23 protein-coding genes are annotated in these 23037 nt (G+C 60.7%); 8 read left to right on the plus strand and 15 right to left on the minus strand.

All coding sequences use genetic code 11. The annotated features are described in order from the left end of the window. Positions 1 to 62: 62 nt before the first annotated feature. Positions 63 to 446 (minus strand): hypothetical protein, encoded by a 384-nt coding sequence (locus tag ACYP2Q_RS30895; protein ID WP_459733979.1) that lies wholly within the window; start codon positions 444 to 446, stop codon positions 63 to 65. 159 nt (positions 447 to 605) lie between these two features. On the opposite strand from ACYP2Q_RS30895, the gene ACYP2Q_RS30900 reads away from it, so the two are divergent. Both ACYP2Q_RS30900 and ACYP2Q_RS30905 read left to right on the plus strand, forming a co-directional pair. Continuing rightward, positions 606 to 803 carry a heavy-metal-associated domain-containing protein gene (locus ACYP2Q_RS30900; protein WP_459733980.1) on the plus strand — a complete coding sequence of 66 codons (198 nt, stop codon included), beginning with the start codon at positions 606 to 608 and terminating at the stop codon, positions 801 to 803. Positions 804 to 894: 91 nt separating this feature from the next. After that, positions 895 to 2091, plus strand: coding sequence for a multidrug effflux MFS transporter (locus tag ACYP2Q_RS30905; RefSeq protein ID WP_459733981.1), 1197 nt, complete (start codon positions 895 to 897; stop codon positions 2089 to 2091). Between the two features lie 8 nt (positions 2092 to 2099). Here ACYP2Q_RS30905 and ACYP2Q_RS30910 read toward each other — a convergent pair whose 3' ends face one another. Continuing rightward, positions 2100 to 2270 (minus strand): hypothetical protein, encoded by a 171-nt coding sequence (locus tag ACYP2Q_RS30910; RefSeq protein ID WP_459733982.1) that lies wholly within the window; start codon positions 2268 to 2270, stop codon positions 2100 to 2102. Positions 2271 to 2442: 172 nt separating this feature from the next. Further along, the gene (locus ACYP2Q_RS30915; RefSeq protein ID WP_459733983.1) at positions 2443 to 3456 is read right to left on the minus strand and encodes a zinc-binding alcohol dehydrogenase family protein; all 1014 of its coding nucleotides are present in this window, start codon (positions 3454 to 3456) and stop codon (positions 2443 to 2445) included. Positions 3457 to 3583: 127 nt separating this feature from the next. Between ACYP2Q_RS30915 and ACYP2Q_RS30920 the strand changes: the two genes are divergently transcribed. Together ACYP2Q_RS30920 and ACYP2Q_RS30925 are read left to right on the plus strand one after the other, a co-directional pair. Further along, positions 3584 to 4513 (plus strand): LysR family transcriptional regulator, encoded by a 930-nt coding sequence (locus ACYP2Q_RS30920; RefSeq protein ID WP_459733984.1) that lies wholly within the window; start codon positions 3584 to 3586, stop codon positions 4511 to 4513. Positions 4514 to 4739: 226 nt separating this feature from the next. Continuing rightward, entirely contained in the window at positions 4740 to 5474 is a 735-nt protein-coding gene (locus ACYP2Q_RS30925; protein ID WP_459733985.1) for an ArsR/SmtB family transcription factor, read from the plus strand. Positions 5475 to 5576: 102 nt separating this feature from the next. Here ACYP2Q_RS30925 and ACYP2Q_RS30930 read toward each other — a convergent pair whose 3' ends face one another. From ACYP2Q_RS30930 to ACYP2Q_RS30940, 3 genes are all read right to left on the minus strand, one after another. Beyond that, positions 5577 to 6530, minus strand: coding sequence for an adenosine deaminase (locus ACYP2Q_RS30930; RefSeq protein ID WP_459733986.1), 954 nt, complete (start codon positions 6528 to 6530; stop codon positions 5577 to 5579). Positions 6531 to 6608: 78 nt separating this feature from the next. Beyond that, the gene (locus ACYP2Q_RS30935) at positions 6609 to 7577 is read right to left on the minus strand and encodes a 2-oxoglutarate and iron-dependent oxygenase domain-containing protein (protein ID WP_459733987.1); all 969 of its coding nucleotides are present in this window, start codon (positions 7575 to 7577) and stop codon (positions 6609 to 6611) included. Between the two features lie 45 nt (positions 7578 to 7622). Next, positions 7623 to 8696: a BMP family ABC transporter substrate-binding protein gene (locus ACYP2Q_RS30940; protein WP_459733988.1), complete on the minus strand. Its 1074-nt coding sequence runs from the start codon at positions 8694 to 8696 to the stop codon at positions 7623 to 7625. 286 nt (positions 8697 to 8982) lie between these two features. On the opposite strand from ACYP2Q_RS30940, the gene ACYP2Q_RS30945 reads away from it, so the two are divergent. Next, positions 8983 to 10074, plus strand: a complete 1092-nt coding sequence (locus tag ACYP2Q_RS30945; protein ID WP_459733989.1) for a calcium:cation antiporter — start codon at positions 8983 to 8985, stop codon at positions 10072 to 10074. Positions 10075 to 10103: 29 nt separating this feature from the next. Here the strand turns inward: ACYP2Q_RS30945 and ACYP2Q_RS30950 are convergent, their stop codons facing one another. From ACYP2Q_RS30950 to ACYP2Q_RS30960, 3 genes are all read right to left on the minus strand, one after another. After that, positions 10104 to 11462, minus strand: a complete 1359-nt coding sequence (locus ACYP2Q_RS30950; RefSeq protein ID WP_459733990.1) for an 8-oxoguanine deaminase — start codon at positions 11460 to 11462, stop codon at positions 10104 to 10106. A gap of 252 nt (positions 11463 to 11714) precedes the next feature. Continuing rightward, positions 11715 to 12398, minus strand: a complete 684-nt coding sequence (locus ACYP2Q_RS30955; protein WP_459733991.1) for an SDR family oxidoreductase — start codon at positions 12396 to 12398, stop codon at positions 11715 to 11717. Positions 12399 to 12417: 19 nt separating this feature from the next. After that, positions 12418 to 12774, minus strand: coding sequence for a MerR family transcriptional regulator (locus ACYP2Q_RS30960; RefSeq protein WP_459734002.1), 357 nt, complete (start codon positions 12772 to 12774; stop codon positions 12418 to 12420). A gap of 84 nt (positions 12775 to 12858) precedes the next feature. Here ACYP2Q_RS30960 and ACYP2Q_RS30965 point away from each other — a divergent pair, with 84 nt between their 5' ends. Further along, complete coding sequence (locus ACYP2Q_RS30965) at positions 12859 to 13353, plus strand: hypothetical protein (RefSeq protein ID WP_459733992.1); 495 nt, start codon at positions 12859 to 12861, stop codon at positions 13351 to 13353. Positions 13354 to 13363: 10 nt separating this feature from the next. Here ACYP2Q_RS30965 and ACYP2Q_RS30970 read toward each other — a convergent pair whose 3' ends face one another. From ACYP2Q_RS30970 to ACYP2Q_RS30995, 6 genes are all read right to left on the minus strand, one after another. Next, positions 13364 to 14290 (minus strand): ABC transporter permease, encoded by a 927-nt coding sequence (locus tag ACYP2Q_RS30970; protein WP_459733993.1) that lies wholly within the window; start codon positions 14288 to 14290, stop codon positions 13364 to 13366. Then, positions 14290 to 15396 (minus strand): ABC transporter permease, encoded by a 1107-nt coding sequence (locus ACYP2Q_RS30975; RefSeq protein WP_459733995.1) that lies wholly within the window; start codon positions 15394 to 15396, stop codon positions 14290 to 14292. The genes ACYP2Q_RS30970 and ACYP2Q_RS30975 overlap by 1 nt, the downstream gene beginning before the upstream one ends. An 11-nt stretch (positions 15397 to 15407) precedes the next feature. Continuing rightward, positions 15408 to 16961 carry an ABC transporter ATP-binding protein gene (locus ACYP2Q_RS30980; RefSeq protein ID WP_459733996.1) on the minus strand — a complete coding sequence of 518 codons (1554 nt, stop codon included), beginning with the start codon at positions 16959 to 16961 and terminating at the stop codon, positions 15408 to 15410. Positions 16962 to 17538: 577 nt separating this feature from the next. Beyond that, on the minus strand, positions 17539 to 18120 hold the full coding sequence (locus tag ACYP2Q_RS30985; RefSeq protein ID WP_459733997.1) for an IMPACT family protein: 582 nt from the start codon (positions 18118 to 18120) through the stop codon (positions 17539 to 17541). Between the two features lie 7 nt (positions 18121 to 18127). Then, the gene (locus tag ACYP2Q_RS30990; RefSeq protein ID WP_459733998.1) at positions 18128 to 18778 is read right to left on the minus strand and encodes a TetR/AcrR family transcriptional regulator; all 651 of its coding nucleotides are present in this window, start codon (positions 18776 to 18778) and stop codon (positions 18128 to 18130) included. 75 nt (positions 18779 to 18853) lie between these two features. After that, the gene (locus tag ACYP2Q_RS30995) at positions 18854 to 19774 is read right to left on the minus strand and encodes a LysR family transcriptional regulator (RefSeq protein WP_459733999.1); all 921 of its coding nucleotides are present in this window, start codon (positions 19772 to 19774) and stop codon (positions 18854 to 18856) included. A 137-nt stretch (positions 19775 to 19911) separates the two neighbouring features. Here ACYP2Q_RS30995 and aptA point away from each other — a divergent pair, with 137 nt between their 5' ends. Both aptA and ACYP2Q_RS31005 read left to right on the plus strand, forming a co-directional pair. Further along, positions 19912 to 21261 carry an omega-aminotransferase AptA gene (gene aptA / locus ACYP2Q_RS31000; protein WP_459734000.1) on the plus strand — a complete coding sequence of 450 codons (1350 nt, stop codon included), beginning with the start codon at positions 19912 to 19914 and terminating at the stop codon, positions 21259 to 21261. A 75-nt stretch (positions 21262 to 21336) separates the two neighbouring features. Next, entirely contained in the window at positions 21337 to 22830 is a 1494-nt protein-coding gene (locus ACYP2Q_RS31005) for a CoA-acylating methylmalonate-semialdehyde dehydrogenase (protein WP_459734001.1), read from the plus strand. The last annotated feature ends 207 nt before the right edge of the window (positions 22831 to 23037 follow it).

Consider the following 23037-nt stretch of genomic DNA (forward strand, 5'->3'; position numbering starts at 1 on the left):
CGGCGAAGGCGATCTTGAGGACGCCTTCGCCGGCAAGCCGGCTCCTACAGGATCGGTGGTAATCAGTAGCCAAGCCCTGCGCGCTTGAGATACATCCCGTCCTGCGTCATCGCAATCCTGTACTTCACGACATCCCCGGCCCTCAGCTGAATATCCTGCGACCCCGGCGCCAGCATCCCCGGGTTACACCCAGGCGCTTGGCCCGGCAGCAGCTTCAGGCGCAGGGAGACATTGCCCGGCGGCAGGTTGAACGAGGTGCTTTGCTCCTGGAAAAGCCGCGCCGCCAACTGGTCCTGGATGTACACGCCGATCTCACAGCTGGTTGCGACTTCCAGGCGCTCGCGGGAAATGATCAGCACGCCATAGTCCTCCCCGGCGGCATTGACCGAGGCTGTGGCGGTGAAAAGGCCAAGCAGGCCAAACAGGCTGAAAGCTGACCAGCGCATGGCTGAATCTCCTGAGATCAAATCGTAAATAACCGCAGCTTGGCCGAGCGCGGAGCCGATTGCCAGCCCGGCAGGTCATTGCAGAACTTGACCTTGCCATGGTGGCAAGCTCAAGACTGTAGGTCACCTCTTTCAAGCGCCACATTAAAGGAGTCATCCATGCAAGTGTTCAACGTTGAAGGCATGTCCTGCGGTCACTGCGTCAAGGCGATCACCCAGGCGGTGCAGGCGCAGGATCCGGCGGCGAGTGTGCGGGTCGATCTGGCAGCCAGGGAAGTCGGGGTCGAGAGCGCATTGAGCGCCGATCAAGTGATCGCGCTCATCAGTGAAGAAGGCTACAGCGCGAAACTGGCCTGACTTTTTAATAGTTAGCGAGCTAACTTAATGTTCAAGGCGTCCATGCGCGGCTAGACTGTCGGGCTGCCGACTTCTGTTCCATGGATGCCTGATGAATTTTCGTACAATCCTGATTCTTGGCGCCTTGAGCGCTTTCGGTCCGCTGGCGATCGATTTTTATCTGCCGGCGTTCCCGGCGATGGCGCTCGCCTTTGGCACCGACGAAAAACACGTCCAGCTGACGTTGGCTGCTTATTTCCTTGGCTTGTCCATTGGTCAGCTGGCGTACGGCCCGGTGGCGGATCGTTTCGGGCGACGCATTCCCCTATTGGTCGGCGTCGGGCTGTTTACCGCCGCTTCATTGGCGTGCGCCTATGCGCCGAACCTGGAATGGCTGATTGGCGCACGGTTCATCCAGGCCCTGGGCGGTTGCGCAGGGATGGTGATCTCGCGGGCGGTGGTCAGCGACAAATGTGACGCGGTGGGTTCGGCGAAAGTCTTTTCGCAGCTGATGCTGGTGATGGGCCTGGCGCCGATCCTTGCCCCGATGCTCGGCGGCCTGCTGGTCAACACCACGGGCTGGCAGTCGATCTTCCTGGCGCTGACTGGTTTCAGCGCCCTGGCAGGTCTGGCTGTGGCACTGGGTCTGCCGGAAAGCATGCCCGCCCATTTGCCACGCCAACCCCTGAGCGGGGCATTGCGTCAATACGCACGTCTGCTGAAGGATCCGGTGTACCTCGGCCATGCCATGACGGGCGGTATCGCCATTGCCGGTATGTTTTCCTACATCGCCGGGTCGCCGTTCGTCTTCATCAAGCTCTATGGCGTCCCGGCCGAACACTTCGGCTGGTTCTTCGGTGCCAATGCGGCAGGGTTCATTCTGGTGGCCCAGGTCAACGCGCGGCTGTTGGCCAAGCGTGGTCCGGCGTTCCTGCTGACACGCACCGTGTGGATTTACCTGGGTGCCGGCCTGACGTTGCTCGCCGTCAGTGCGCTGCACACTGAACAGCTGTGGCCGTTGCTGATTCCGTTGTTCGCCTGCATCGCCAGCCTGGGTTGCATCCTGCCCAATGCCTCGGCCTGTGCGATGAACGGCCAGGGTGCCCGCGCCGGCAGCGCTTCGGCAATGCTCGGATGCCTGCAGTTCAGTGTTGCGGCAGGCGCCGCGGCGCTGGTGGGTGTTTTGCACGACGGAAGCGCCATGCCGATGGCCATGGTCATCAGCCTATGCGGGATTCTGGTGGTGAGCGCGGCGATGCTCACCCGGCGTTTGCAAAATGCCCGGGCGCTGGTGCAAGCCCAGGTCTGAGGACGGACTCAGCCAGCGGCACGCTGCTGGCGGTCGGGGATCTGATGGGGAGCGTGCAATCGCGCTTCAAGGGTATTGGTGAACGCCCGCGCTTCCGCTTCGCTGCGGAACATCACGGTATGTTGGTCCAGGCGGACCTGCCACTGGGTTTTTGCCAATTCTTTTATCAGGATCTTCATAGCTGAACTCCTCTTGTAAAAGACGTTGCGTAAAAAGGATGGGTAAAAGATTTCCTCGCAGAGGTTCCGATTGTAGACCCGATTACGATGGCTTCTATGACAAGGATCAACTCTCGGACTGACGGTTTGTAACAAAAAAAATCGCAGTCCGAGGGCCAATTCCTGAGGATGCCTAGAACCCCTCCAGCACGATCTTGCCCTTGGACTTTCCGCTTTCCAGCAGCGCATGTGCACGCCGCAGATTAGCCGCATTGATGGTGCCGAAGTGTTCGCCAACCGTGGTTTTCAGCGTCCCGGCATCGATCAGCCGGGCTACCCGGTTGAGCAGTTTGTGCTGTTCGATCATGTCCGCGGTTTCGAACAGTGAGCGGGTGTACATGAACTCCCAGTGCAGCGACAGGCTCTTGCGCTTGAGCTTGGTCACGTCGAGTGTTTTCGGGTCGTCGATCAACGCCAGTTTGCCTTGCGGTGCCAACGCCTCGACCAGTTGATCGAGGTGATGATCGGTCTGGGTCAGGCTGGCGACATGGGTTACCTGATCAATGCCTGCGCGTTTGAGTGCTTCGCTCAGCGGCTGGCTGTGGTCGATCACCTGGTCGGCGCCCAGCGCCGTCACCCAGCCTTGGGTTTGCGGGCGCGAAGCGGTGCCGATGACGTTCAGGCCCGTGAGCTGTTTGGCCAGTTGCGTGAGGATCGAGCCGACGCCACCGGCCGCACCGACGATCAGCAGGCTCTGGCCTTCATCGGTCTTGCCTTCGCGCACTTGCAGGCGCTCGAAGAGCAACTCCCACGCGGTAATGGCCGTCAACGGCAGGGCAGCGGCTTCGGCAAAACCGAGCGACTTCGGCATATGGCCGACAATTCGCTCATCCACCACGTGCAACTCGCTGTTACCCCCGGCGCGGGCAATGGAGCCAGCGTAGTAGACCTTGTCGCCCGCCTTGAACAACGTCACTTCACTGCCAACGGACTTGACCACGCCGGCCACGTCCCAGCCCAGCACTTTGGCCGCGCCGCCTTCTGGCTGGACATTCTGACGGACTTTGGTATCGACCGGGTTGACCGAGATGGCTTTGACTTCCACCAGCAGGTCACGGGGGCCAGCGACCGGTTCCGGCAGTTCGATGTCTTGCAGGGCGGTTTCATCGCTGATCGGCAATGAGGCGTAATAGGCAACGGCTTTCATGGAAGGCTCCCAAAGAGCTATGTGAAGTAAAGAGTCGATGGGGCGGATGATTGGCTATTTCTCCGCAAGATAAAACCCGCTAAAACAGCAGGCTCTTTCAACGCTTTTTTGATAATGAAGGCTTCACATGCTGCGATTCGATGATTTGCAGTTGTTTGTCCGGGCGGCGGACCTGGGCAGCCTGTCCGCCGCCGCACGGGGCATGGACATGTCGGCGGCGGTGGCGAGCGCGGCATTGAAACGTATCGAACAGCAACTGGGCGCCCGACTGCTGGCGCGTTCGACGCGCAGCCTGCGCCTGACCGCCGAAGGCGAAGGTTTTCTCGAGTACGCTCGTGCGGCCTTGAGTCATCTCGACGAAGGCCGGCGATTGTTGGCCAGTGGCCAGGATCAGGTCAGCGGTGTCTTGCAGTTGTCGGCACCGTCGGACTTCGGTCGCAACCTGCTGCTGCCCTGGCTGGACGAGTTCCAGCGCGAGCATCCGAAGCTGACCGTGCGCCTGCGGCTGGGCGATCGGATCGCCGATCTGTTCCGCCAGCCGGTGGACATCGCCCTGCGCTACGGCGAGCCGGAGGACTCGAGCCTGGTGGCGCTACCCATCGCCCCTCACAATCGTCGCGTGTTGTGTGCCGCACCTGAATATCTCGCCCGGCGTGGCGAACCACGCCAATTGGAGCAACTGGCTCAGCACAACTGCCTGCTGTTCATGCTGGGTAGCCGGGTGCACGATCACTGGAGTTTCCATGATGGCAAGCGCGAGATCGGCCTGACCGTCAGTGGCGATCGCTTCAGTGACGATGCCGATGTCGTGCGCCTGTGGGCTCTGGCAGGTGCCGGGATCGCGTACAAATCCTGGCTCGATGTGGCCGCCGATGTGCTCGCGGGACGATTGAAAGTGCTGATGCCGGAATTGCTCTGTGAGCGCGCTCCACTGAATCTGTTGTGCGCCCATCGCGCACAATTGAGTAAGCCGGTGAACCTTTTGCGAGAAATGCTTGCCAGCCGATGCGCCCTTTTGAGTCGTCATTTTCCAGGGTTATCGGGCATCGATCGTTAGTCGCAGGCAAAAAGCGAAATTTCCCTCAGGAACTATCACCTTCAGCGGTTGGCAGGGGGCAGGATCTGGGGCTCAACCGGCCTATACTAGCGCTCACCTCGTGTACGCACCGTCGATCGCAATGGCGAACCCGGGTTATGGCAGTTTCCACGTTTGGCCGACGGCACATTACTGGTCAAGATATCGCTGAGCAGCAGGACGAAACAATTCAACAGGGAGTGAATACATGGAACACGCACCTTGCATCAGCCAGATAGCCACGTTGCTGGCTGACCCCAAGCGCAGCGCAATGATGTGGGCCTTGATGGACGGCTCAGCGCGACATACCGAAGAATTGGCATTGATGACCGGCGTGTCACCGTCTTCGGCGAGTGCGCACCTGGGGCGGTTGTCCGCCGGAGGTCTGTTGAAAGTAGAGGCTCGTGGACGAAAGCGGTTCTTCCGTCTGACGGCTCCCGAAGTCGGTGCCGCGATCGAAGCGCTGGCCAGCGCCACGCTGGCCAGCGCACCGCAGGATATTCCGGATATTTTCAAACGCACCGCCCCCTTGGCCAAACCTCGGCCGACCGGTTCTTCGCTATTGCGTGCGCGACTTTGCGACGACCATTTGGGCGGCACCCTTGCCGCTGATCTGTACCAGCGCCTGCTGGAGGCGGGCTGGATCGAACAGTTCGATCAACGGGTCACGGTCACGCTCAAGGGGGCGACGCAGTTGGAGGCACGCGGCGTCTTCATTCAGGCGCTGGCCCATCGCAACGGCAAAGTTGCGTGTGCGTGCCCCGACTGGAGCGAAAGGCGCCCGCATCTGGGCGGCGCCTTGGGTGCGGCGTTGTTGCAGCTATTCATGCAGTCCGGTTGGTTGAGCTTGCCTATGGATTCGCGCGCCCTGCAGCTCACCCCCGCCGGGCAGCGAGAAATTCACCGCTTCGCCAAACAGACCGAGCTGGAAATGGCCTTGTAGGAGCTGGCTTGCCAGCGAAAGCGGTCTGACTTTCAACATCGATGTTGAAAGTGAAGGCCTCTTCGCTGGCAAGCCAGCTCCTACAGGACAATCCGGTTGACCTCAGGGTTTTACCAGTCGAGCATCCAGGCTGTTCTGCGCCAGGCGTTTGGCCTGGTCCTGGGTCATGCCCAGATCGGTATACAGGGCATGGAAGTTTTCGGTGACGTAACCGCCGAAGTACGCCGGGTCATCCGAGTTCACGGTCACTTTCACGCCACGCTCGAGCATGTCGAGAATATTGTGCTGGGACATGTGATCGAACACACAGAGCTTGGTGTTGGACAGTGGGCACACGGTCAGCGGAATCTGCTCGTCGATGATGCGCTGCATCAAGCGCTCGTCTTCGATGGCGCGCACGCCGTGGTCGATGCGCTGGATTTTCAGCAGGTCGAGGGCTTCCCAGATGTACTCGGGCGGGCCTTCTTCACCGGCGTGGGCGACGGTCAGGAAGCCTTCGCCACGGGCGCGATCGAACACCCGCTGGAATTTGCTCGGTGGGTGCCCCATCTCGGAACTGTCCAGGCCCACGGCGACAAACGCATCGCGAAACGGCAGCGCCTGGTCGAGGGTTTTCTCTGCCTGCTCTTCGCTCAAGTGACGCAGGAAGCTCAGGATCAAGCCGCTGGTGATGCCCAGTTGCTGCTCGCCATCTTTCAACGCGGCGGCAATACCGTTGAGCACCACTTCGAATGGAATGCCACGGTCGGTGTGGGTCTGCGGGTCGAAGAACGGTTCGGTGTGAATCACGTTCTGCGCCTTGCAGCGCAACAGATAGGCCCAGGTCAGGTCGTAGAAGTCCTGGGAGGTGCGCAGCACGTCGGCGCCCTGGTAATACAGGTCGAGGAATTCCTGCAGGTTATTGAAGGCGTAGGCCTTGCGCAGGGTGTCGACATCGTTCCACGGCAGGGCGATCTTGTTGCGCTCGGCCAGGGCAAACAGCAGCTCGGGCTCCAGCGAACCTTCCAGGTGCAGGTGCAGTTCTGCCTTGGGCAGGGCGTTCAGCCAGTCGTACATAATTCTTTTCTCATCAGGTGCAATGGCGCCATTCTACAGAGACTCGTTGCAACAATTGGCAAAACCTGACCAGGCGGTTCATTCCACCGCCTCCTGCTCCCGTCGATAAGCGTAGGTATCGGCGAAGCGTGAGAGCAGGAATTGGGCGCAAGTGGTGGCCGGGTATTTCGCCGGCTGCTGTTCATCCTGACACCCGGGCAGGCATTCGATACGGGTGTCGGGGTGCGGCTCGGCGAAGAATGGCATCGAATAGCGATCCACGCCCAACGGGCTGATCACCCGGTGTGGCGTCGACAGGTAACGGTCGTTGCTCCAGCGCGCCATCATGTCGCCGAGGTTGACCACGAACGTCCCTTCGATCGGTGGAGCATCGATCCATTCGCCCTTTACGTTCCTGACCTGCAAGCCACCGGCGGCATCCTGGTAGAGCAGGGTGATGCAGCCGTAATCGGTGTGGGCACCGGCGCCTTGCTGCTCGACGGAGCTGGCGGTGTGACGCGGCGGGTAGTGAATCATCCGCAATACGCTGACCGGATCGACAAATCGGGTGTCGAAAAAGTCGCGCTCGATGCCGAGCGCCAACGTCATTGCCCGCAACAGGGTTTGTGCGAGCGCCTGCATGTCGATGTAGTGCTGTTCCATCAGCGCTTCCCATCCCGGCACCGATGGATGGCGGTTGGGACCGCGCAACGGTTTTTCCGCCAGCACTTCGGGATGGTCGAGCGGCAAGTGCAGGCCCATGTCGAATGTTTCTTTCAGGTCGCTGGGTTTGCTCGGGTCGAGTTGCTCGGTGGCGATGGCGCCGTAACCGCGATGGTGGCGGGACTGGGTGATGTCGATCTTGAGCTTTTCGGCGGTGGGCAGGGCGAAAAACTGCTTGGCGCTGTCGAGCACGGCATCGATGCGCGCAGCGCTGATCGGGTGACCCTTGATGTAGAAGAAGCCCCATTCGCGGCAGGCAAGGTCGATTTGTTTTGCCACCGCTGGCCAGACGCTTTGATCGTCGCTGTAGAGCGGGCTGATGTCGATGATGGGAAGGCTGGTCATACGCGGTCCTTGAAAACACTGAAAATCCCTACAGGGGGCGGTGTGTTACTTGGGCATCTCGGCCTTCATGCCTTCCACGTAATAATTCATCGACGCCAGCTGCGTATTCGTCGCGCTCACCCCCGCGGGTATTTTCTCGACCCCGGCCTGGTCCTTGATCGGCCCGGTAAAGGGCTGCAGCGTGCCGCTCTTGATGTCGGCGATGATCTGCTCGGCTTCGGTTTTCACCGCCGCCGGCACCAGGTCGCTGATTGGCAGTTCAACGGTACCTTCCTTCAGGCCACCCCAATAATCCTCGGTTTTCCAGCTGTGATCGATCACGCTTTGGGTCGCTTGTTGGTAATACGGCGCCCAGTCGTTGACGATGGAAGTCAGCACCGCCTTGGGGCCGAAGTGTGCCATGTCCGAAGCGTAGCCCACGGCATACACGCCACGACGTTCAGCGGTCTGGATCGGCGCAGGGCTGTCGGTATGCTGGAACACCACGTCCACGCCCTGGTCGATCAGCGCGTTGGCGGCATCGGCTTCCTTGCCCGGATCGAACCAGGAGTTGACCCACACCACCTTGATCTCGGTGCCGGGGTTGTATTTGTTCAGGGCCAGTTGAATGGCGTTGATGTCTCGGATCACTTCCGGGATCGGGAACGAGGCGACGTAGCCGATCTTTTTGCTCTTGGTCATCTTCGCCGCGAGGAAACCGCCGACGTAGCGACCCTCGTAGGTGCGCGCCAGGTAGGTGCCCAGGTTCTTGTCCTGCTTGTAGCCGGTGGCGTGTTCGAAGGTCACGTTGGGAAACTGCTTGGCGACTTTGAGTGTCGGGTTCATGTAGCCGAACGAGGTGGTGAAGATCAGGTCGTACTTGTCCTTGGCCATGTTGCGGATCACTCGCTCGGCGTCGGCGCCTTCGGCAACGTTTTCCACATAGTTGGTGGTGATCTGGTCACCGAGTTTTTCCGCCAGCGCCTTGCGCCCCTGTTCATGCTGATACGTCCAGCCGTGGTCACCGATCGGGCCGATATAGACGAAGCCGACTTTCAGCGGATCGCCGGCACTGGCGGCCAGGCTGATTCCGAGACCAATGGCGGCGCACAGCAGTTTATGCAGCGGACGTATTTGCATGAATTCGAACCCCATTTTGTTGTGTGTGGTCAGGGCCAATGCAAATTGCTGACCAACAAGACAACAATCGGCGTTAGACCGAGGGGAGGCCTTCGCGGGCAAGCCCGCTCCTACAAGGTTTGCGCAAATCCTGTAGGAGCGGGCTTGCCCGCGAAGAGGACGGGAAGACCGATAAAAGTGCAGCGCCTGGCACAGCTGCCATCCACTGGTGCGCTAAGGTGAAACGAAACGTTAGCGCCGCGCCGCAGTCAGTCGCATATCGCACCTCCACGGCAAAAGGCCCGCCATGCTCACGATTCTCAAGCAAGAAACCTTTCTGCTGCTGGCCCTGATCGCCGCTGTCGTCGCTTTCCCGCTGGAGCACTGGTTGCTGCACAGCGGCCAGACGGTCGCGTTGGCTGCCGGGTTGGTGCTGATCGCGTTCATCGTCGCCGCCTCCATGCGCGTCGCCCATCAGGCCGAACTGCTCGCGGAAAAGGTTGGCGACCCCTACGGCACGATGATCCTGACCCTGGCCGCCGTGCTGGTGGAAGTGGTGATCCTGGCGATCATGATGAGCAACGAAGCGTCGGCCACGCTGGTGCGCGACACGATTTACTCAGCCGTCATGCTCGACATCAACGGCATCCTCGGCCTGGCGGCGTTGATGGGCGGGCTCAAGCACGGCGAACAGTCCTATAACGATGATTCGGCGCGCAGCTACAGCGTGATGATCCTGACCGCCATGGGCGTGTCGATGGTGGTGCCGGAGTTCATTCCCGAGGCCGACTGGAAGCTCTATTCGGCGTTCACCATAGGCGCGATGGTGGTGCTTTACACCTTGTTCCTGCGCATGCAGGTCGGGCCGCACAGTTACTTTTTCAGCTACAGCTACCCGGACAAACGCCGCAGGAAGGAACCGCAGGAGCAGGAGCCGGCACCGATCAGCCTGACGTTGTCGATCGGCATCCTGGTGTTCGGTGTGGTGGTGATCGGCGCATTGGCCGAAGTGATGTCCAAGACCCTCGACCTGGGGCTGGAGGGGACGGGCGCGCCGCCGGTGATCACGGCGATCCTGGTGGCGGCGATCTCGGCCGCGCCGGAGATCCTGACGGCATTGCGCGCCGCACTGGCCAACCGCATGCAGTCGGTGGTCAACATCGCCTTGGGTGCCTCACTGTCGACGGTGATCCTGACGGTGCCGGTGATGGAGGCGATGGCGCTCTACACCGGCCAACCGTTCCAGATGGCCATGACCCCGGTGCAGACCGTGATGATCTTCATCACCCTGATCGTCAGCGCGATCAACCTCAACGATGGCGAAACCAACGCCATCGAAGGGATGACTCATTTTGTGCTGTTTGCGACGTTCATCATGTTGTCGCTTCTCGGCCTTTAACTCACCACAAAACCAATGTGGGAGTTGTATCAGGTACCTGCGATCAACTGTCGTGCTGCCTGGGTGTGATCGGCAATCAGTCCCTTCAGGTCCAGCCCCTCGACCTGTCCGTCGATCACTCGCCATTTGCCGCCGACCATCACCCGATCCGCTCGATCCGCGCCGCACAATAACAGCGCCGACACCGGATCATGGCTGCCGGAGAAACGCAGCTCATCGAGCTTGAACAGGGCCAGGTCCGCCTGCTTGCCTACCGCGATCTCGCCGATATCGCTGCGCCCGAGCAAACTGGCTGAGCCTTTGGTCGCCCAGCCCAGCACGCGCTCTGGCGTGATCTTCTCGGCACCGTAGCGCAGGCGCTGGATATACAGTGCCTGACGGGTTTCGAGCATCATGTTCGACGCATCGTTGGACGCTGAGCCGTCCACGCCAAGACCGAGCAATGCGCCCGCATCGGTCAACTCAATGGTCGGGCAGATACCGGACGCCAGGCGCATGTTCGAACTCGGGCAATGGCAGATGCCGGTGCCTGCCGCGCCGAGGCGAGCGATCTCGTCCGGGTTGAAGTGAATGCCGTGGGCCAGCCAGGTACGCGGGCCGAGCCAGCCGACACTGTCCAGGTAATCCACAGTGCGCAGGCCGAAACGTTGCAGGCAGAAGTCTTCTTCGTCGAGGGTTTCGGCCAGGTGCGTATGCAGGCGCACGTCGAGTTTGTTTGCCAGTTCGGCGCTGGCGGACATGATTTCCGGGGTGACGGAGAAGGGCGAGCAGGGCGCCAGGGCGATCTGGATTTGCGCGCCAGCGCCACGTTCGTGGTACTCGGCGATCAAGCGCTGGCTATCGGCCAGGATCACTTCACCTTCCTGTACGGTTTGTTGCGGAGGCAGGCCACCGTCCTTTTCACCCAGGCTCATGGAGCCGCGCGTCAGCATGGCGCGCATGCCCAGTTCGCGAACGCTCTCGACCTGTACGTCGATCGCATTCTCCAGGCCTTCGGGGAACAGGTAGTGGTGGTCGGCGGCCGTGGTGCAACCGGACAACAGCAGTTCGGCCAAGGCGACTTTGCTTGCCAGGGCGAGTTTTTCCGGCGTCAGGCGTGCCCAGACCGGGTACAGGGTTTTCAGCCAGGGAAACAACGGCTGGTTGACCACCGGCGCCCAGGCGCGGGTCAGGGTTTGATAGAAGTGGTGATGGGTGTTGATCAGCCCCGGCAGGATCACATGCTCGCGGGCGTCGAACACTTCATTGCACGGCGTGGCAGGCTGCTGGCCGAGGCCAAGCACCTCGACGATCACACCGTCTTGCAGCACCAGGCCGCCACGGGCATCGAGACCGTTGGCCGTGAAAATGGCGAGGGGATTTTTTAACCAGGTACGGATGGCAGGCATGTTGGCCGGCTCCTCTGAAAGTTGGGTTCAGGGTTGCCAGCTCAGTGTTGCCCTGTCTGCTGATCCAGGGTCGCCGGGGAGGCGAGGTGCGAAGTGTCGATCAAAATGCCGTCACGGGCAAGTCCGGTCCGACCAGACAACGCAAAACCTGTAGGAGCTGGCTTGCCAGCGATAGCGCCTTTTCAGTCACATTATCGCTTGATGTGCCGCCGCCATCGCTGGCACGCCAGCTCCTACAGGGATGCGTTGTGACTACCAGGGAATGGTTTCACCCCGGTAATTGATGAAGTGATGCCCGCCCTTGCCCACATACGCATTCACCTGATCCACCAGCCCGCGGGTGCTGGTGTCCACATCGATGTCGGCGCCTTCACCGCCCATGTCGGTCTTCACCCAGCCCGGATGCAGCGACAGTACGGTGAGTTTCTGCTCGCCCAATTGATTGACGAAGCTGTTGGTCATGGAATTGAGTGCCGCCTTGCTGGCCTTGTACAGCGCCAGTTCCGGCGCGTCGGGCATGGTCACGCTGCCCAGTACCGAGCTCATGAAGGCCAGCACGCCACTGTCCGCGCGGATTTGCCCGGCAAAACGTTGGGCCAGGTTGATCGGCGCCACGGCGTTGGTGAAGAACAGCTGGCCCACTTCGGCCAGGGTCGCGCCACCGTTGGGCGTCTGCACCTCAGGGCCTTTGACGCCGGCGTTGACGAACAGCAGATCGAACACTTCGTCCTTGAGTTGCTGACTGAGCGCGATCACCGCTTGCTGATCGTCCATGTCGAGTTTCTCGATCCGCACCTTGCCCAGCGCCTTCAGGGCCTCGGCGTTTTGCGGATTGCGCACGGTTGCGGTGACTTGCCAGCCGTCGGCCAGCAGGGTTTTCACCAGGCCGAGGCCTAGGCCCCGGGAGGCGCCGATAATCAGTGCTGTTCTGGACATGTGTGGCTTCCTTGAAAGTTCAGGGACGTGGGTTCAATGGACAAGCTTGTCCGAGCCGTTGTTGCAACTCGTCGCGCAATGCGCCCAGTTCGGCCATGCGGGCTTCGATCAGTTTGAGCTTGTCTTGCAGCAATCGTGTGACGGCACTGTCCGGATCCGGCGACTGCCAGATGCCCGCGACGCTGTGGCCGATTTCGCCGAGGGTAAAGCCCAGCCGTTGAGCGGTCTTGATGTACTGCACCAGTTGCACCATGTCGGCCGGATAGTCGCGATAGCCATTGGCACTGCGTTGCGCGGCAATCAATCCGCGCTGCTCATAGAAGCGCAGCGTGTCGCGGCTGACGGCGCTGGCCTGGGCTAATTCACCGATGCGCATCATCACATCTCTTCGAGGGCTTGACCCTGGAGCATACTCCAGGCTTTAGCCTTGTTGCTCCCGAAAATTGATGGAGCAATGTCGATGTGGACTTCAACGCAGTATCGTCAACTGGTACGCGGTAGCGCGTGGTACGACCTGGTCGTCATGGCAGCGTTCGCCACGCCCTGGAGTTTTGCCGTGGTGCACGGGCTGTTGTGGAGCCTGAGCCAGGCCTTGAACCTGCCAGGCGAGCTGCCGCCGTTCGAACCGATGCACATGCTCATGGCGAATCTGTTGGGTTCGATTGTTTGCGTATGGGCGGTGCTACGCATTCGTGATCCACAGCAGGTTTACGGGCGGTATGACGCCGTGGGCCGATTCCTGTTCTCGGCTTGGCAGCTGTATGCACTGCTTCATGGCGGGAGTTCGCTATTGGTGATTTTCCTGATCTTGGAGTTGGCGTGGGGTGTGGCTCAGGTGTTGCCTGTGCGGGCCCTTTCGCGGGCAAGCCCGCACACAGTGATCGCTGGCGTGGCAACAATCGATGGCACACAGCAGAACCTTGTGGGAGCGGGCTTGCCCGCGAAGGGGCCGTAACAGTCAGCGCTTAATGCCCGGCCCGCCACGGCTGCCCCAACGAAACCGGCGCATACAAACGAGTGCGCATTCTGTCCCGGGACAGCAGCACCAGCACCACGATGGTCGCCACATACGGCAGCATTGCCAGCAAACTCGATGGAATCGCCAACCCCAGCCCCTGCGCCACCAGGTGCAGGATGCTGGCGAGCCCGAACAGATACGCACCGAGCAGCAGGCGCCATACCCGCCAACTGGCGAATACCACCAGGGCCAGGGCAATCCAGCCACGGCCAGCGCTCATGTTTTCCGCCCACATCGGCGTATAGGCCAGCGACAGGTACGCGCCGGCCAACCCGGCCATCGCTCCGCCGAACAACACCGCCAATGCCCGCACCGCTAACACCGGCAAGCCCATGGCACTGGCGGCATCCGGGTTTTCACCGACTGCCTGGATGATCAGCCCGACGCGGCTTTTCAGCGTCACCCAGGCCACCAGCGCAAACAGCGCGAATGACAGGTACACCAGCAGGTCCTGGGCGAACAGCATTCGCCCGATCAGCGGGATCTCGCTCAAGTACGGGATCGCCAGCGGCTCGAAGCCTGCCAGCGGTTTGCCGACCCACGCCGCGCCGACAAAGGTCGACAGCCCTACGCCGAAGATCGTCAGGGCCAGCCCGGTGGCCACCTGGTTGGCATTGAAGACCAGCGCCACCAGGGCAAACAACGAGGACAACAGCATCCCGGCGAGCATCGCCAGCACTACGCCAAGCCAAAGGTTGCCAGTGCTGAATGCGACGATGAAACCTATCACCGCGCCAAACAGCATCATGCCTTCCTGGCCCAGGTTGAGTACGCCACTTTTCTCGCACACCAGTTCGCCCAGCGCCACCAGCAGCAACGGCGTACCGCAGCGAACCATGGCGTAGAAAATGTTGCTCAGCAGATCGATATCCATCACAGCGCTCCTGCTGGTACGGCGGTGGTGGGTGCACGGCGGGCCCAGTGCAGGTTCAATCGGGGTCGGTAGAGAATCAGCACATCACAGGCCAGCAGGAAAAACAGCATCATCCCCTGGAACAATTGGGTGATCGCCTGCGGCAGGTTCAAGCTCATCTGCGCGTTCTCGCCACCGATGTACAGCAACGCCATCAACAGGCTGGAGAACAGAATGCCGAGAGGGTTCAAGCGCCCGAGAAACGCCACGGTGATCGCCGCATAGCCGTAGCCCGGCGAAACCTGCGGCACCAATTGCCCGATCGGCCCGGTCACTTCACAGGCGCCGGCCAAGCCTGCGAGGCCACCGCTGATCAACAGCGCCAGCCAGATCAGGCGCTTTTCGCGAAAGCCGACAAAACCGGCCGCGCGCTTGTCCAGCCCAAGCACTTTGATCTGGAAGCCGACAAAGCTTTTGTGTAGTAGTACCCACACCGCCGCCAGGGCGAGCAGGGCGAAATACACGCCGGCGTGAACCCGGCCGTCCTCCATCAACAATGGCAAGCGGCTCGCGTCACCGAACATCGCCGACTGCGGAAAATTGAACCCCTGCGGATCTTTCAGCGGGCCGTGCACACAAAACAGCAACAGGTTCAGGGCGATGTAATTGAGCATGATGCTGGTGAGGATTTCGTTGGCGTTGAAGTGCGTGCGCAACCAGGCCGTCAGCCCTGCCCACGCGGCGCCGGCCAGGGTCCCGGTGAGCAGGACAAGGACCACTGCCCAGCGGCTTTGCAGCTCGATGATGTTTACCGCCAACGCGCTGCCGGCCAGGGCGCCGAGCAGCAGTTGGCCTTCGGCGCCGATGTTCCAGATCCGCGCCTGGTAGACAACGGCCAGGCCCAACGCGCAGAGCAGAATCGGCAGTGTTTTGACCAGCCACTCTGAGAGGCCATACAGGTCGCTGATGGGAGCGATCAGTAGCGTGTGCAACGTCAGCAACGGATCGTGGCCCAACGCGATAAACAGCAACGAGCCACTGCCCAGGGTCAGGACCGCCGCCAACAATGGCGAGCACCACAGCATCAGGCTCGATTGCTGGCCACGGGGTTCAAGAGAAAGCAGCATGTGAGACTCCGTTAACGTGTTGCGAACGCGGGAAATTGAGGGGCGTCGAACTGGCCGGTCATCCAGCCACCGACATCGGTCAGGCGGGTGTCGACGGTGGCCTTGAGCGGCGATAGCTGTCCGCCGCACAAGGCACCGAGGCGGTCGCTGATCTGGAACAATTCATCGAGGTCTTCGGAAATCACCAGGATCGCCGCGCCGGCATCGCGCAGAGCGATCAACGCCCGGTGAATGGTCGCGGCCGCGCCGACATCCACGCCCCAGGTCGGGTGCGCGGCCACCAGCAATTTCGGTTGTTGAAGAATTTCCCGGCCGAGGATGAATTTCTGCAAGTTACCGCCCGACAGGCTGCGGGCCGGTGCCTGGGTGCCGGCGGCCTTGACCCCGAAGCGGCGAATGATGTCTTGCGCGAGTGCCACGACTTTGCCGCGCTGGATCAGCCCGTTGCTCACCAGTCCCTGCTGGAATGCGGTAAGCAGGGCGTTGTCCGCCAGGCTCAGGTCCGGTACGGCGCCATGCCCCAGGCGTTCGGCCGGGACGAAGGCCAGGCCGCGTTGGCGGCGGGCATCGGGAGGTAAATGCGCGACTGCTTCGTCGCCGAAACGGATGCTTGCAGCGTCGTTGCGGGCCAGCCGTTCTTCACCGCTGAGCAATGCCAGCAGTTCATCCTGACCATTGCCGGCGACACCGGCGATGCCGACTATTTCACCGCTGCGCACCGCAAGGTCGATGGTCTTGAGCGAACAGCCAAACGGGTCCGGGTTGTGCCAGGACAAGCCTTGCATGTGCAAAAACACATCGCTGCCCGTCACCTTCGGGTAATCGGTGATCAACTCCGCCGCGTCGCCCACCATCAGGCGCGCCAGTTGCCGATCCGAGTAATCGGCCGGCACGCAATGCCCGGCCACTCGCCCGCCGCGCAACACGGTGGCGCAGTGGCACAACGCACGCACTTCGGCGAGTTTGTGGCTGATGAACAGAATGCTGCAGCCCTCGGCGGCCAGTCGGCGCAGGGTCACGAACAAGTCCTCGGCCTCCTGCGGCGTCAACACCGAGGTCGGTTCGTCGAGAATCAACAGGCGGATGTCCTGCATGAGGCAGCGAATGATTTCCACCCGTTGCCGTTCACCGATGGACAGGCTGTGGACAAGTCGCTGTGGCTCCAGCGCCATGCCGTAGCGTTTCGACACTTCTTTGATCTTGCGTTCAAGTTGTTGGGGCGTGCCTGCCGTCGGGCCCATGGCCAGGGCGATGTTCTGCGCCACTGTCAAGGTTTCGAACAGCGAGAAGTGCTGGAACACCATGCCGATCCCCAATTCGCGAGCCTGGGCCGGGTTGCGCAGGGTCACGGGCTGTCCATGCCAGAAAACCTCGCCAGCATCGGCCTGCACGACGCCGTAGATGATCTTCATCAGGGTGCTTTTGCCCGCACCGTTTTCGCCGAGCAGGGCGTGGATTTCACCCGGGGCGATGGTCAGGTCGATCGCATCGTTGGCCAGGCAGCCGGGGTAGCGTTTACTGATCCTGCTCAGTTGCAGGCGGGGCATGGGAGCGGCGGTGGGCATGACAGGCTCGATTCGATTGAGTGCATGCCTGTGGATAAAGCAATTTTCTGGCCATCAGGTCAGGAAATTCGCCTGGCCCCCATGCGCCAGGCCACTGTGCCTGCTGCCAGGCTGGCAGTCTTCGCAAACCGGGCACCACATAAGTGCAGGGCGGTTGAGCAGGCTCCGGTTTTGCGCGCGGTCTCTTGATCAAAAAATGAGCACTCGACGGCAAGCCATGCCGGATATGCAGCCGCGCCAGCCATGAACGGGTTATCCACAGATTGCTCCACAGTATTTGTGCGCAAGCTCAAAGGACGGGCATAAGCGAGGGATGGCTATCTTCTAAAAGTGCTAAACCACTCTAACTGATTGTTTTTATTTGAATTTAACGATTCCATGGGCGAAATGGACGAAAAATGAACAAAGCCCGCAAAGCCGCATGACAGAAGGGTTACAGCGTTATGTGCTCAGGTTATCCACAGCCGGGTACACAGCCGATGTGGGCAACTATGGAATATGCAAAAAAAGCGCGTGCCCCAAAAGATCGCAGCCTTGCAGGGGCTGCCGAAGGCTCGGGCCGCGTTCGGATTTGATCCTAACGCTGCAACAAAATACGTCCGCGACTCAAATCAGCCAGTTGCTTTTGCAATGTGTCGATCTGCCCGGCCCCCACCCCCAATTGCAGTTCAACACCATTGGCCGTGAAATCCTCCTGCACTACCAACCCACCGAGTTCAGCGACCCGCAGCTTGACCAACGCCAACTCACCGAACGCGCAGGCACAGCGCACCGGCACCCGACTGATCAACTCAACCTTCGGTGCCGCTTGCAGGCATTTATTGGCACCGCCGCCATAGGCCCGGGCCAGTCCACCGGTGCCCAGTTGAATGCCGCCATACCAGCGAATCACCAGTACGACGACCTGATCACAATCCTGTGCTTCGATGGCAGCCAGGATCGGCCGCCCAGCGGTGCCGCCCGGCTCGCCGTCGTCGGTGCTGCGGTATTGATCGCCGAGCTTCCACGCCCAGCAATTGTGCGTCGCGTTCGGATCGCTGTGTTGGGCGATGAAAGCCTGGGCGTCGGCGGGGCTGCCGATCGGCGCGGCGAAGGTGATGAAGCGGCTTTTGCGAATCTCTTCGCGGTATTCGCAAAAGTCGCTGAGGGTAAAAGGCATAGGGGTCTTAGAGGTTTGGTGTCAGGCCGCAGCCTTTGAGAATGATGCGGATCAGGTTGTTGCCGGCGTCTTCCATGTCCTGCTTGGTCAGCTTGCTGCGTCCGCTGACCCGGCAGATCTGCGTGGCGAAGTCGGCGTAATGCTGGGTGCTGCCCCACAACAGGAAAATCAGGTGCACCGGGTCGACCGGGTCCATTTTGCCAGCATCGATCCACGCCTGGAACACCGCGGCTCGGCCCTGGAACCAGGTGCGATAGTCCTGGTTGAAATACTCGGTCAGGCATTCGCCGCCACTGATGACCTCCATGGCGAAGATTCGAGACGCTTGCGGCTGGCGCCGGGAAAACTCCATCTTGGCGCGGATGTAGCGGGTCAGGGCTTCGGCCGGGTCGTCTTGTGCGGTCAGGGTATTGAACGTGCTGTCCCACAACTCGATGATGTTGCTCAGCACCGCCACGTACAAACCGAGTTTGTTGGTGAAGTAATAATGCAGGTTCGCTTTCGGCAAGCCGGCATTCAGGGCGATGGTGTTCATGCTGGTGCCCTTGAACCCGTGACGGGCGAACTCGTCTTCGGCGGCTTTGATGATGGTCTCTTCGTTCTTCTGACGAATGCGGCTGGCGGGTTTGCCGCTGTGAGCTGGGACTTCAAAGGTCATAGGCACTTCCGGACAAGGGGGTGGGTGCATCCAGTGCGTTGATAGCGTAAAACCGAATACACCACAACCGGTTGTTCAGCGTGTGGCGGCCAGGCTTTCGAGAAAACTTTCCAGCACCAGATGCGGACGACGCCCCTTGCGGGTGACCGACGCCAGGCTGAGATCATAGAAACGGGTTTTCGATTTCAATGCGCGCAACCGGCCTTGCTGCACCCAGAGACTGGCGTAATGGTCCGGCAGGTAGCCGATGAAGCGCCCGGTCAGGATCAGGAAGGCCATGCCTTCGCGGTCCGACGCGCTGGCGGTGCAGTTGAGCGCCTGATAATGCGCCTGGATGTCCGCCGGTAAACGGAAGGTCGGGGCGATGGCGTCCTGGCTGTTCAGGCGCCCGTCGTCCAGTTGCTTGTCATCGACATAAAACAGTGGGTGGCCAACCGCGCAATACAGCAGCGAGCGTTCGCTATACAGCGGTTGATACTCCAGCCCCGACAGCGCACTGGCCTGCGGCACAACGCCGACATGCAAGCGACCGTCGAGCACGCCCTGTTCCACTTCGTTGGGCGCGATCATGCGGATCTGAATCTGTACATCCGGGCCGCGCTCTTTCAATTGCGCCAGGGCGTGGGTGATGCGCATGTGGGGCAGGGTGACCAGGTTGTCGGTCAGGCCAATCGTCAATTCGCCGCGCAAATGCTGGTGCAGGCCATTGACCTCGGTGCGGAAACTTTCCAGCGCACTTAATAGCTGCAACGCCGATTGATAAACCTCACGACCTTCTTCCGTCAGGGAGAAACCGGCCCTCCCACGTTGGCACAGGCGTAAACCCAGGCGCTGTTCCAGATCGCTCATCTGTTGGCTGATGGCCGAGCGACCGATACCGAGCACGCTTTCAGCCGCGGAGAAGCCGCCACTTTCGACCACGCTGCGAAAGATCCGTAGCAGGCGGATATCAAAGTCGCTGACTTGCGCCAGTGGATCGGGGCGACGGCTGGACATGCGTTTACTCGATAGTTTAGTGAAGGGCTGACTGAAGGTTAGAAGAGTTGCATTTCACCGACTTTATCCCCGTGGCAATTTAGCTGCAACAGCGGTTTTTAATCCCTACGCGCTTATTGCCTTGCGAGGTTTCACCCATGAACTTGCCTGAAAACGCCCCGACATCCCTGGCCAGCCAGCTCAAGCTCGATGCTCACTGGATGCCGTACACCGCCAACCGCAATTTTCAGCGCGATCCGCGCCTGATCGTCGGTGCCGAGGGCAGCTGGTTGATCGACGACAAGGGTCGCAAGGTCTATGACTCGCTGTCGGGTCTGTGGACTTGCGGCGCAGGGCACACTCGCAAGGAAATCCAGGAAGCGGTCGCCAAGCAGCTGGGCACCCTCGATTACTCGCCAGGCTTCCAGTACGGTCACCCGCTGTCGTTCCAGCTGGCAGAGAAAATCACCGACCTGACCCCGGGCAACCTGAACCACGTGTTCTTCACTGACTCGGGTTCCGAGTGCGCCGACACCGCCGTGAAAATGGTGCGTGCGTACTGGCGCCTGAAAGGCCAGTCGACCAAGACCAAGATGATCGGTCGTGCCCGTGGCTACCACGGCGTGAACATCGCCGGTACCAGCCTGGGTGGCGTCAACGGCAACCGCAAGCTGTTCGGCCAGGCGATGATGGACGTCGATCACCTGCCACACACCTTGCTGGCGAGCAATGCGTTCTCCCGTGGCATGCCGGAGCAGGGCGGTATTGCCCTGGCTGACGAACTGCTCAAGCTGATCGAACTGCACGATGCCTCGAACATCGCAGCGGTATTCGTTGAGCCTCTGGCCGGTTCCGCTGGCGTTCTGGTTCCGCCGCAGGGTTACCTGAAACGTCTGCGCGAGATCTGCGATCAGCACAGCATCCTGCTGGTGTTCGATGAAGTGATCACCGGTTTCGGCCGTACCGGCAACATGTTCGGTGCCGACACCTTCGGCGTGACCCCGGACCTGATGTGCATCGCCAAGCAAGTCACCAACGGTGCGATCCCGATGGGCGCGGTCATTGCCAGCTCCGAGATCTACCAGACGTTCATGAATCAACCGACGCCTGAGTACGCAGTGGAATTCCCCCACGGCTATACCTATTCCGCACACCCGGTGGCGTGCGCCGCCGGCCTGGCAGCACTCGATCTGCTGCAAAAGGAAAACCTGGTGCAGAGCGTCGCCGAAGTCGCACCGCATTTCGAAAACGCGCTGCATGGCCTGAAGGGCACCAAGAACGTCATCGACATTCGTAACTATGGCCTGGCGGGTGCGATCCAGATCGCTCCACGTGACGGCGACGCCATCGTGCGTCCATTCGAAGCGGGCATGGCGTTGTGGAAAGCCGGGTTCTATGTTCGCTTCGGCGGCGACACCCTGCAGTTCGGCCCAACGTTCAACAGCAAGCCGCAGGACCTGGATCGTCTGTTCGACGCGGTCGGCGAAGTGCTGGGCAAGATCGACTGATTTCTCCTTTATATACATACAGACATACGGGCGCGCCGATTGGGCGCGCCTGTGGACAACTTTTCAGGAGCTTCCATGAGCGTTATTCCGCATTTGATCAATGGCGAACTGGTGACCGAGAACGGTCGCGCGGTTGATGTGTTCAACCCGTCCACCGGCCAGGCCATTCACAAGTTGCCGCTGGCGACCCGCGAAACCATCCAGAGCGCCATTGATGCTGCCAAGGCTGCATTCCCGGCCTGGCGCAATACGCCTGCGGCCAAACGTGCCCAGGTGATGTTCCGCTTCAAGCAACTGCTGGAGCAGAACGAAGCGCGTATCGCCCAGCTGATCAGCGAAGAGCACGGCAAGACCCTGGAAGACGCAGCGGGTGAGCTGAAGCGCGGTATCGAGAACGTCGAGTTCGCTTGCGCGGCGCCGGAAATCCTCAAGGGCGAATACAGCCGCAACGTTGGCCCGAATATCGATGCTTGGTCCGACTTCCAGCCACTGGGCGTGGTGGCCGGTATCACGCCGTTCAACTTCCCGGCCATGGTGCCGCTGTGGATGTACCCGCTGGCCATCGTCTGCGGCAACTGCTTCATCCTCAAGCCATCCGAGCGTGACCCGAGCTCGACGCTGCTGATCGCGCAATTGCTGCTCGAAGCCGGCTTGCCGAAAGGCGTGCTGAGCGTGGTGCACGGTGACAAGACTGCGGTGGACGCATTGATCGAAGCGCCGGAAGTCAAAGCACTGAGCTTCGTCGGTTCGACGCCGATTGCCGAGTACATCTATAGCGAAGGCACCAAGCGCGGCAAACGTGTTCAGGCCCTGGGTGGTGCGAAGAACCACGCGGTGCTGATGCCGGATGCCGATCTGGACAACGCTGTCAGCGCACTGATGGGCGCGGCCTACGGTTCTTGCGGTGAGCGCTGCATGGCGATCTCCGTGGCCGTGTGTGTCGGCGATCAGGTTGCCGATGCGCTGGTGGCCAAGTTGGTTCCACAAATCCAGGCGCTGAAAATCGGTGCCGGTACTTCCTGCGGCTTGGATATGGGGCCTCTGGTTACCGGTCAGTCACGGGACAAGGTCAGCGGTTACGTGGAAGACGGCGTAGCCGCGGGCGCGACACTGGTGGTGGACGGTCGTGGCCTGACCGTGGCCGGTCATGAGGAAGGCTTCTTCCTGGGTGGCTGCCTGTTCGACAACGTCACGCCAGAAATGCGCATCTATAAAGAAGAGATCTTCGGGCCGGTGCTGTGCGTCGTCCGTGTGAACAGCCTGGAAGAGGCGATGCAACTGATCAACGATCACGAGTATGGCAACGGCACCTGCATCTTCACCCGTGACGGCGAGGCGGCGCGCCTGTTCTGTGACGAAATCGAAGTCGGCATGGTCGGCGTCAACGTACCGCTGCCGGTGCCGGTGGCCTACCACAGCTTTGGTGGCTGGAAACGTTCGCTGTTCGGCGACCTGCATGCCTATGGCCCGGATGGTGTGCGTTTCTACACCCGCCGCAAAGCCATCACCCAGCGCTGGCCGCAGCGTGCGAGCCATGAAGCTTCGCAGTTCGCTTTCCCTAGCTTGTAAGTAGAAGGGTAAAGAAGGCCGACCCAGCGGGTCGGCCTTTTTGTTTCTGGTGCTTTTTCAGCTATATGACAGTTTTGTGAAATTAGAGGTTGACGGCAGATTCTGGAAGCCTATAATTCGCCCCACTTCCGGCGCAGTCGAAACGGAAAACTCCTTGGTAAACAAAGGGTTACGCAGTTTTCGACAGCAGGTTGCTTCAGTTCATCG

It is taken from the genome of Pseudomonas sp. MHK4, assembly GCF_054600775.1.

Excerpts from the sequence above, each read along its gene's own strand:
- ACYP2Q_RS30895 (WP_459733979.1), bottom strand. The coding sequence starts at position 446 with ATGCGCTGGTCAGCTTTCAGCCTGTTTGGCCTGCTTGGCCTTTTCACC.
- ACYP2Q_RS30900 (WP_459733980.1), top strand. The coding sequence starts at position 606 with ATGCAAGTGTTCAACGTTGAAGGCATGTCCTGCGGTCACTGCGTCAAG.
- ACYP2Q_RS30905 (WP_459733981.1), top strand. The coding sequence starts at position 895 with ATGAATTTTCGTACAATCCTGATTCTTGGCGCCTTGAGCGCTTTCGGT.
- ACYP2Q_RS30910 (WP_459733982.1), bottom strand. The coding sequence starts at position 2,270 with ATGAAGATCCTGATAAAAGAATTGGCAAAAACCCAGTGGCAGGTCCGC.
- ACYP2Q_RS30915 (WP_459733983.1), bottom strand. The coding sequence starts at position 3,456 with ATGAAAGCCGTTGCCTATTACGCCTCATTGCCGATCAGCGATGAAACC.
- ACYP2Q_RS30920 (WP_459733984.1), top strand. The coding sequence starts at position 3,584 with ATGCTGCGATTCGATGATTTGCAGTTGTTTGTCCGGGCGGCGGACCTG.
- ACYP2Q_RS30925 (WP_459733985.1), top strand. The coding sequence starts at position 4,740 with ATGGAACACGCACCTTGCATCAGCCAGATAGCCACGTTGCTGGCTGAC.
- ACYP2Q_RS30930 (WP_459733986.1), bottom strand. The coding sequence starts at position 6,530 with ATGTACGACTGGCTGAACGCCCTGCCCAAGGCAGAACTGCACCTGCAC.
- ACYP2Q_RS30935 (WP_459733987.1), bottom strand. The coding sequence starts at position 7,577 with ATGACCAGCCTTCCCATCATCGACATCAGCCCGCTCTACAGCGACGAT.
- ACYP2Q_RS30940 (WP_459733988.1), bottom strand. The coding sequence starts at position 8,696 with ATGCAAATACGTCCGCTGCATAAACTGCTGTGCGCCGCCATTGGTCTC.
- ACYP2Q_RS30945 (WP_459733989.1), top strand. The coding sequence starts at position 8,983 with ATGCTCACGATTCTCAAGCAAGAAACCTTTCTGCTGCTGGCCCTGATC.
- ACYP2Q_RS30950 (WP_459733990.1), bottom strand. The coding sequence starts at position 11,462 with ATGCCTGCCATCCGTACCTGGTTAAAAAATCCCCTCGCCATTTTCACG.
- ACYP2Q_RS30955 (WP_459733991.1), bottom strand. The coding sequence starts at position 12,398 with ATGTCCAGAACAGCACTGATTATCGGCGCCTCCCGGGGCCTAGGCCTC.
- ACYP2Q_RS30960 (WP_459734002.1), bottom strand. The coding sequence starts at position 12,774 with ATGCGCATCGGTGAATTAGCCCAGGCCAGCGCCGTCAGCCGCGACACG.
- ACYP2Q_RS30965 (WP_459733992.1), top strand. The coding sequence starts at position 12,859 with ATGTGGACTTCAACGCAGTATCGTCAACTGGTACGCGGTAGCGCGTGG.
- ACYP2Q_RS30970 (WP_459733993.1), bottom strand. The coding sequence starts at position 14,290 with ATGGATATCGATCTGCTGAGCAACATTTTCTACGCCATGGTTCGCTGC.
- ACYP2Q_RS30975 (WP_459733995.1), bottom strand. The coding sequence starts at position 15,396 with ATGCTGCTTTCTCTTGAACCCCGTGGCCAGCAATCGAGCCTGATGCTG.
- ACYP2Q_RS30980 (WP_459733996.1), bottom strand. The coding sequence starts at position 16,961 with ATGCCCACCGCCGCTCCCATGCCCCGCCTGCAACTGAGCAGGATCAGT.
- ACYP2Q_RS30985 (WP_459733997.1), bottom strand. The coding sequence starts at position 18,120 with ATGCCTTTTACCCTCAGCGACTTTTGCGAATACCGCGAAGAGATTCGC.
- ACYP2Q_RS30990 (WP_459733998.1), bottom strand. The coding sequence starts at position 18,778 with ATGACCTTTGAAGTCCCAGCTCACAGCGGCAAACCCGCCAGCCGCATT.
- ACYP2Q_RS30995 (WP_459733999.1), bottom strand. The coding sequence starts at position 19,774 with ATGTCCAGCCGTCGCCCCGATCCACTGGCGCAAGTCAGCGACTTTGAT.
- aptA (WP_459734000.1), top strand. The coding sequence starts at position 19,912 with ATGAACTTGCCTGAAAACGCCCCGACATCCCTGGCCAGCCAGCTCAAG.
- ACYP2Q_RS31005 (WP_459734001.1), top strand. The coding sequence starts at position 21,337 with ATGAGCGTTATTCCGCATTTGATCAATGGCGAACTGGTGACCGAGAAC.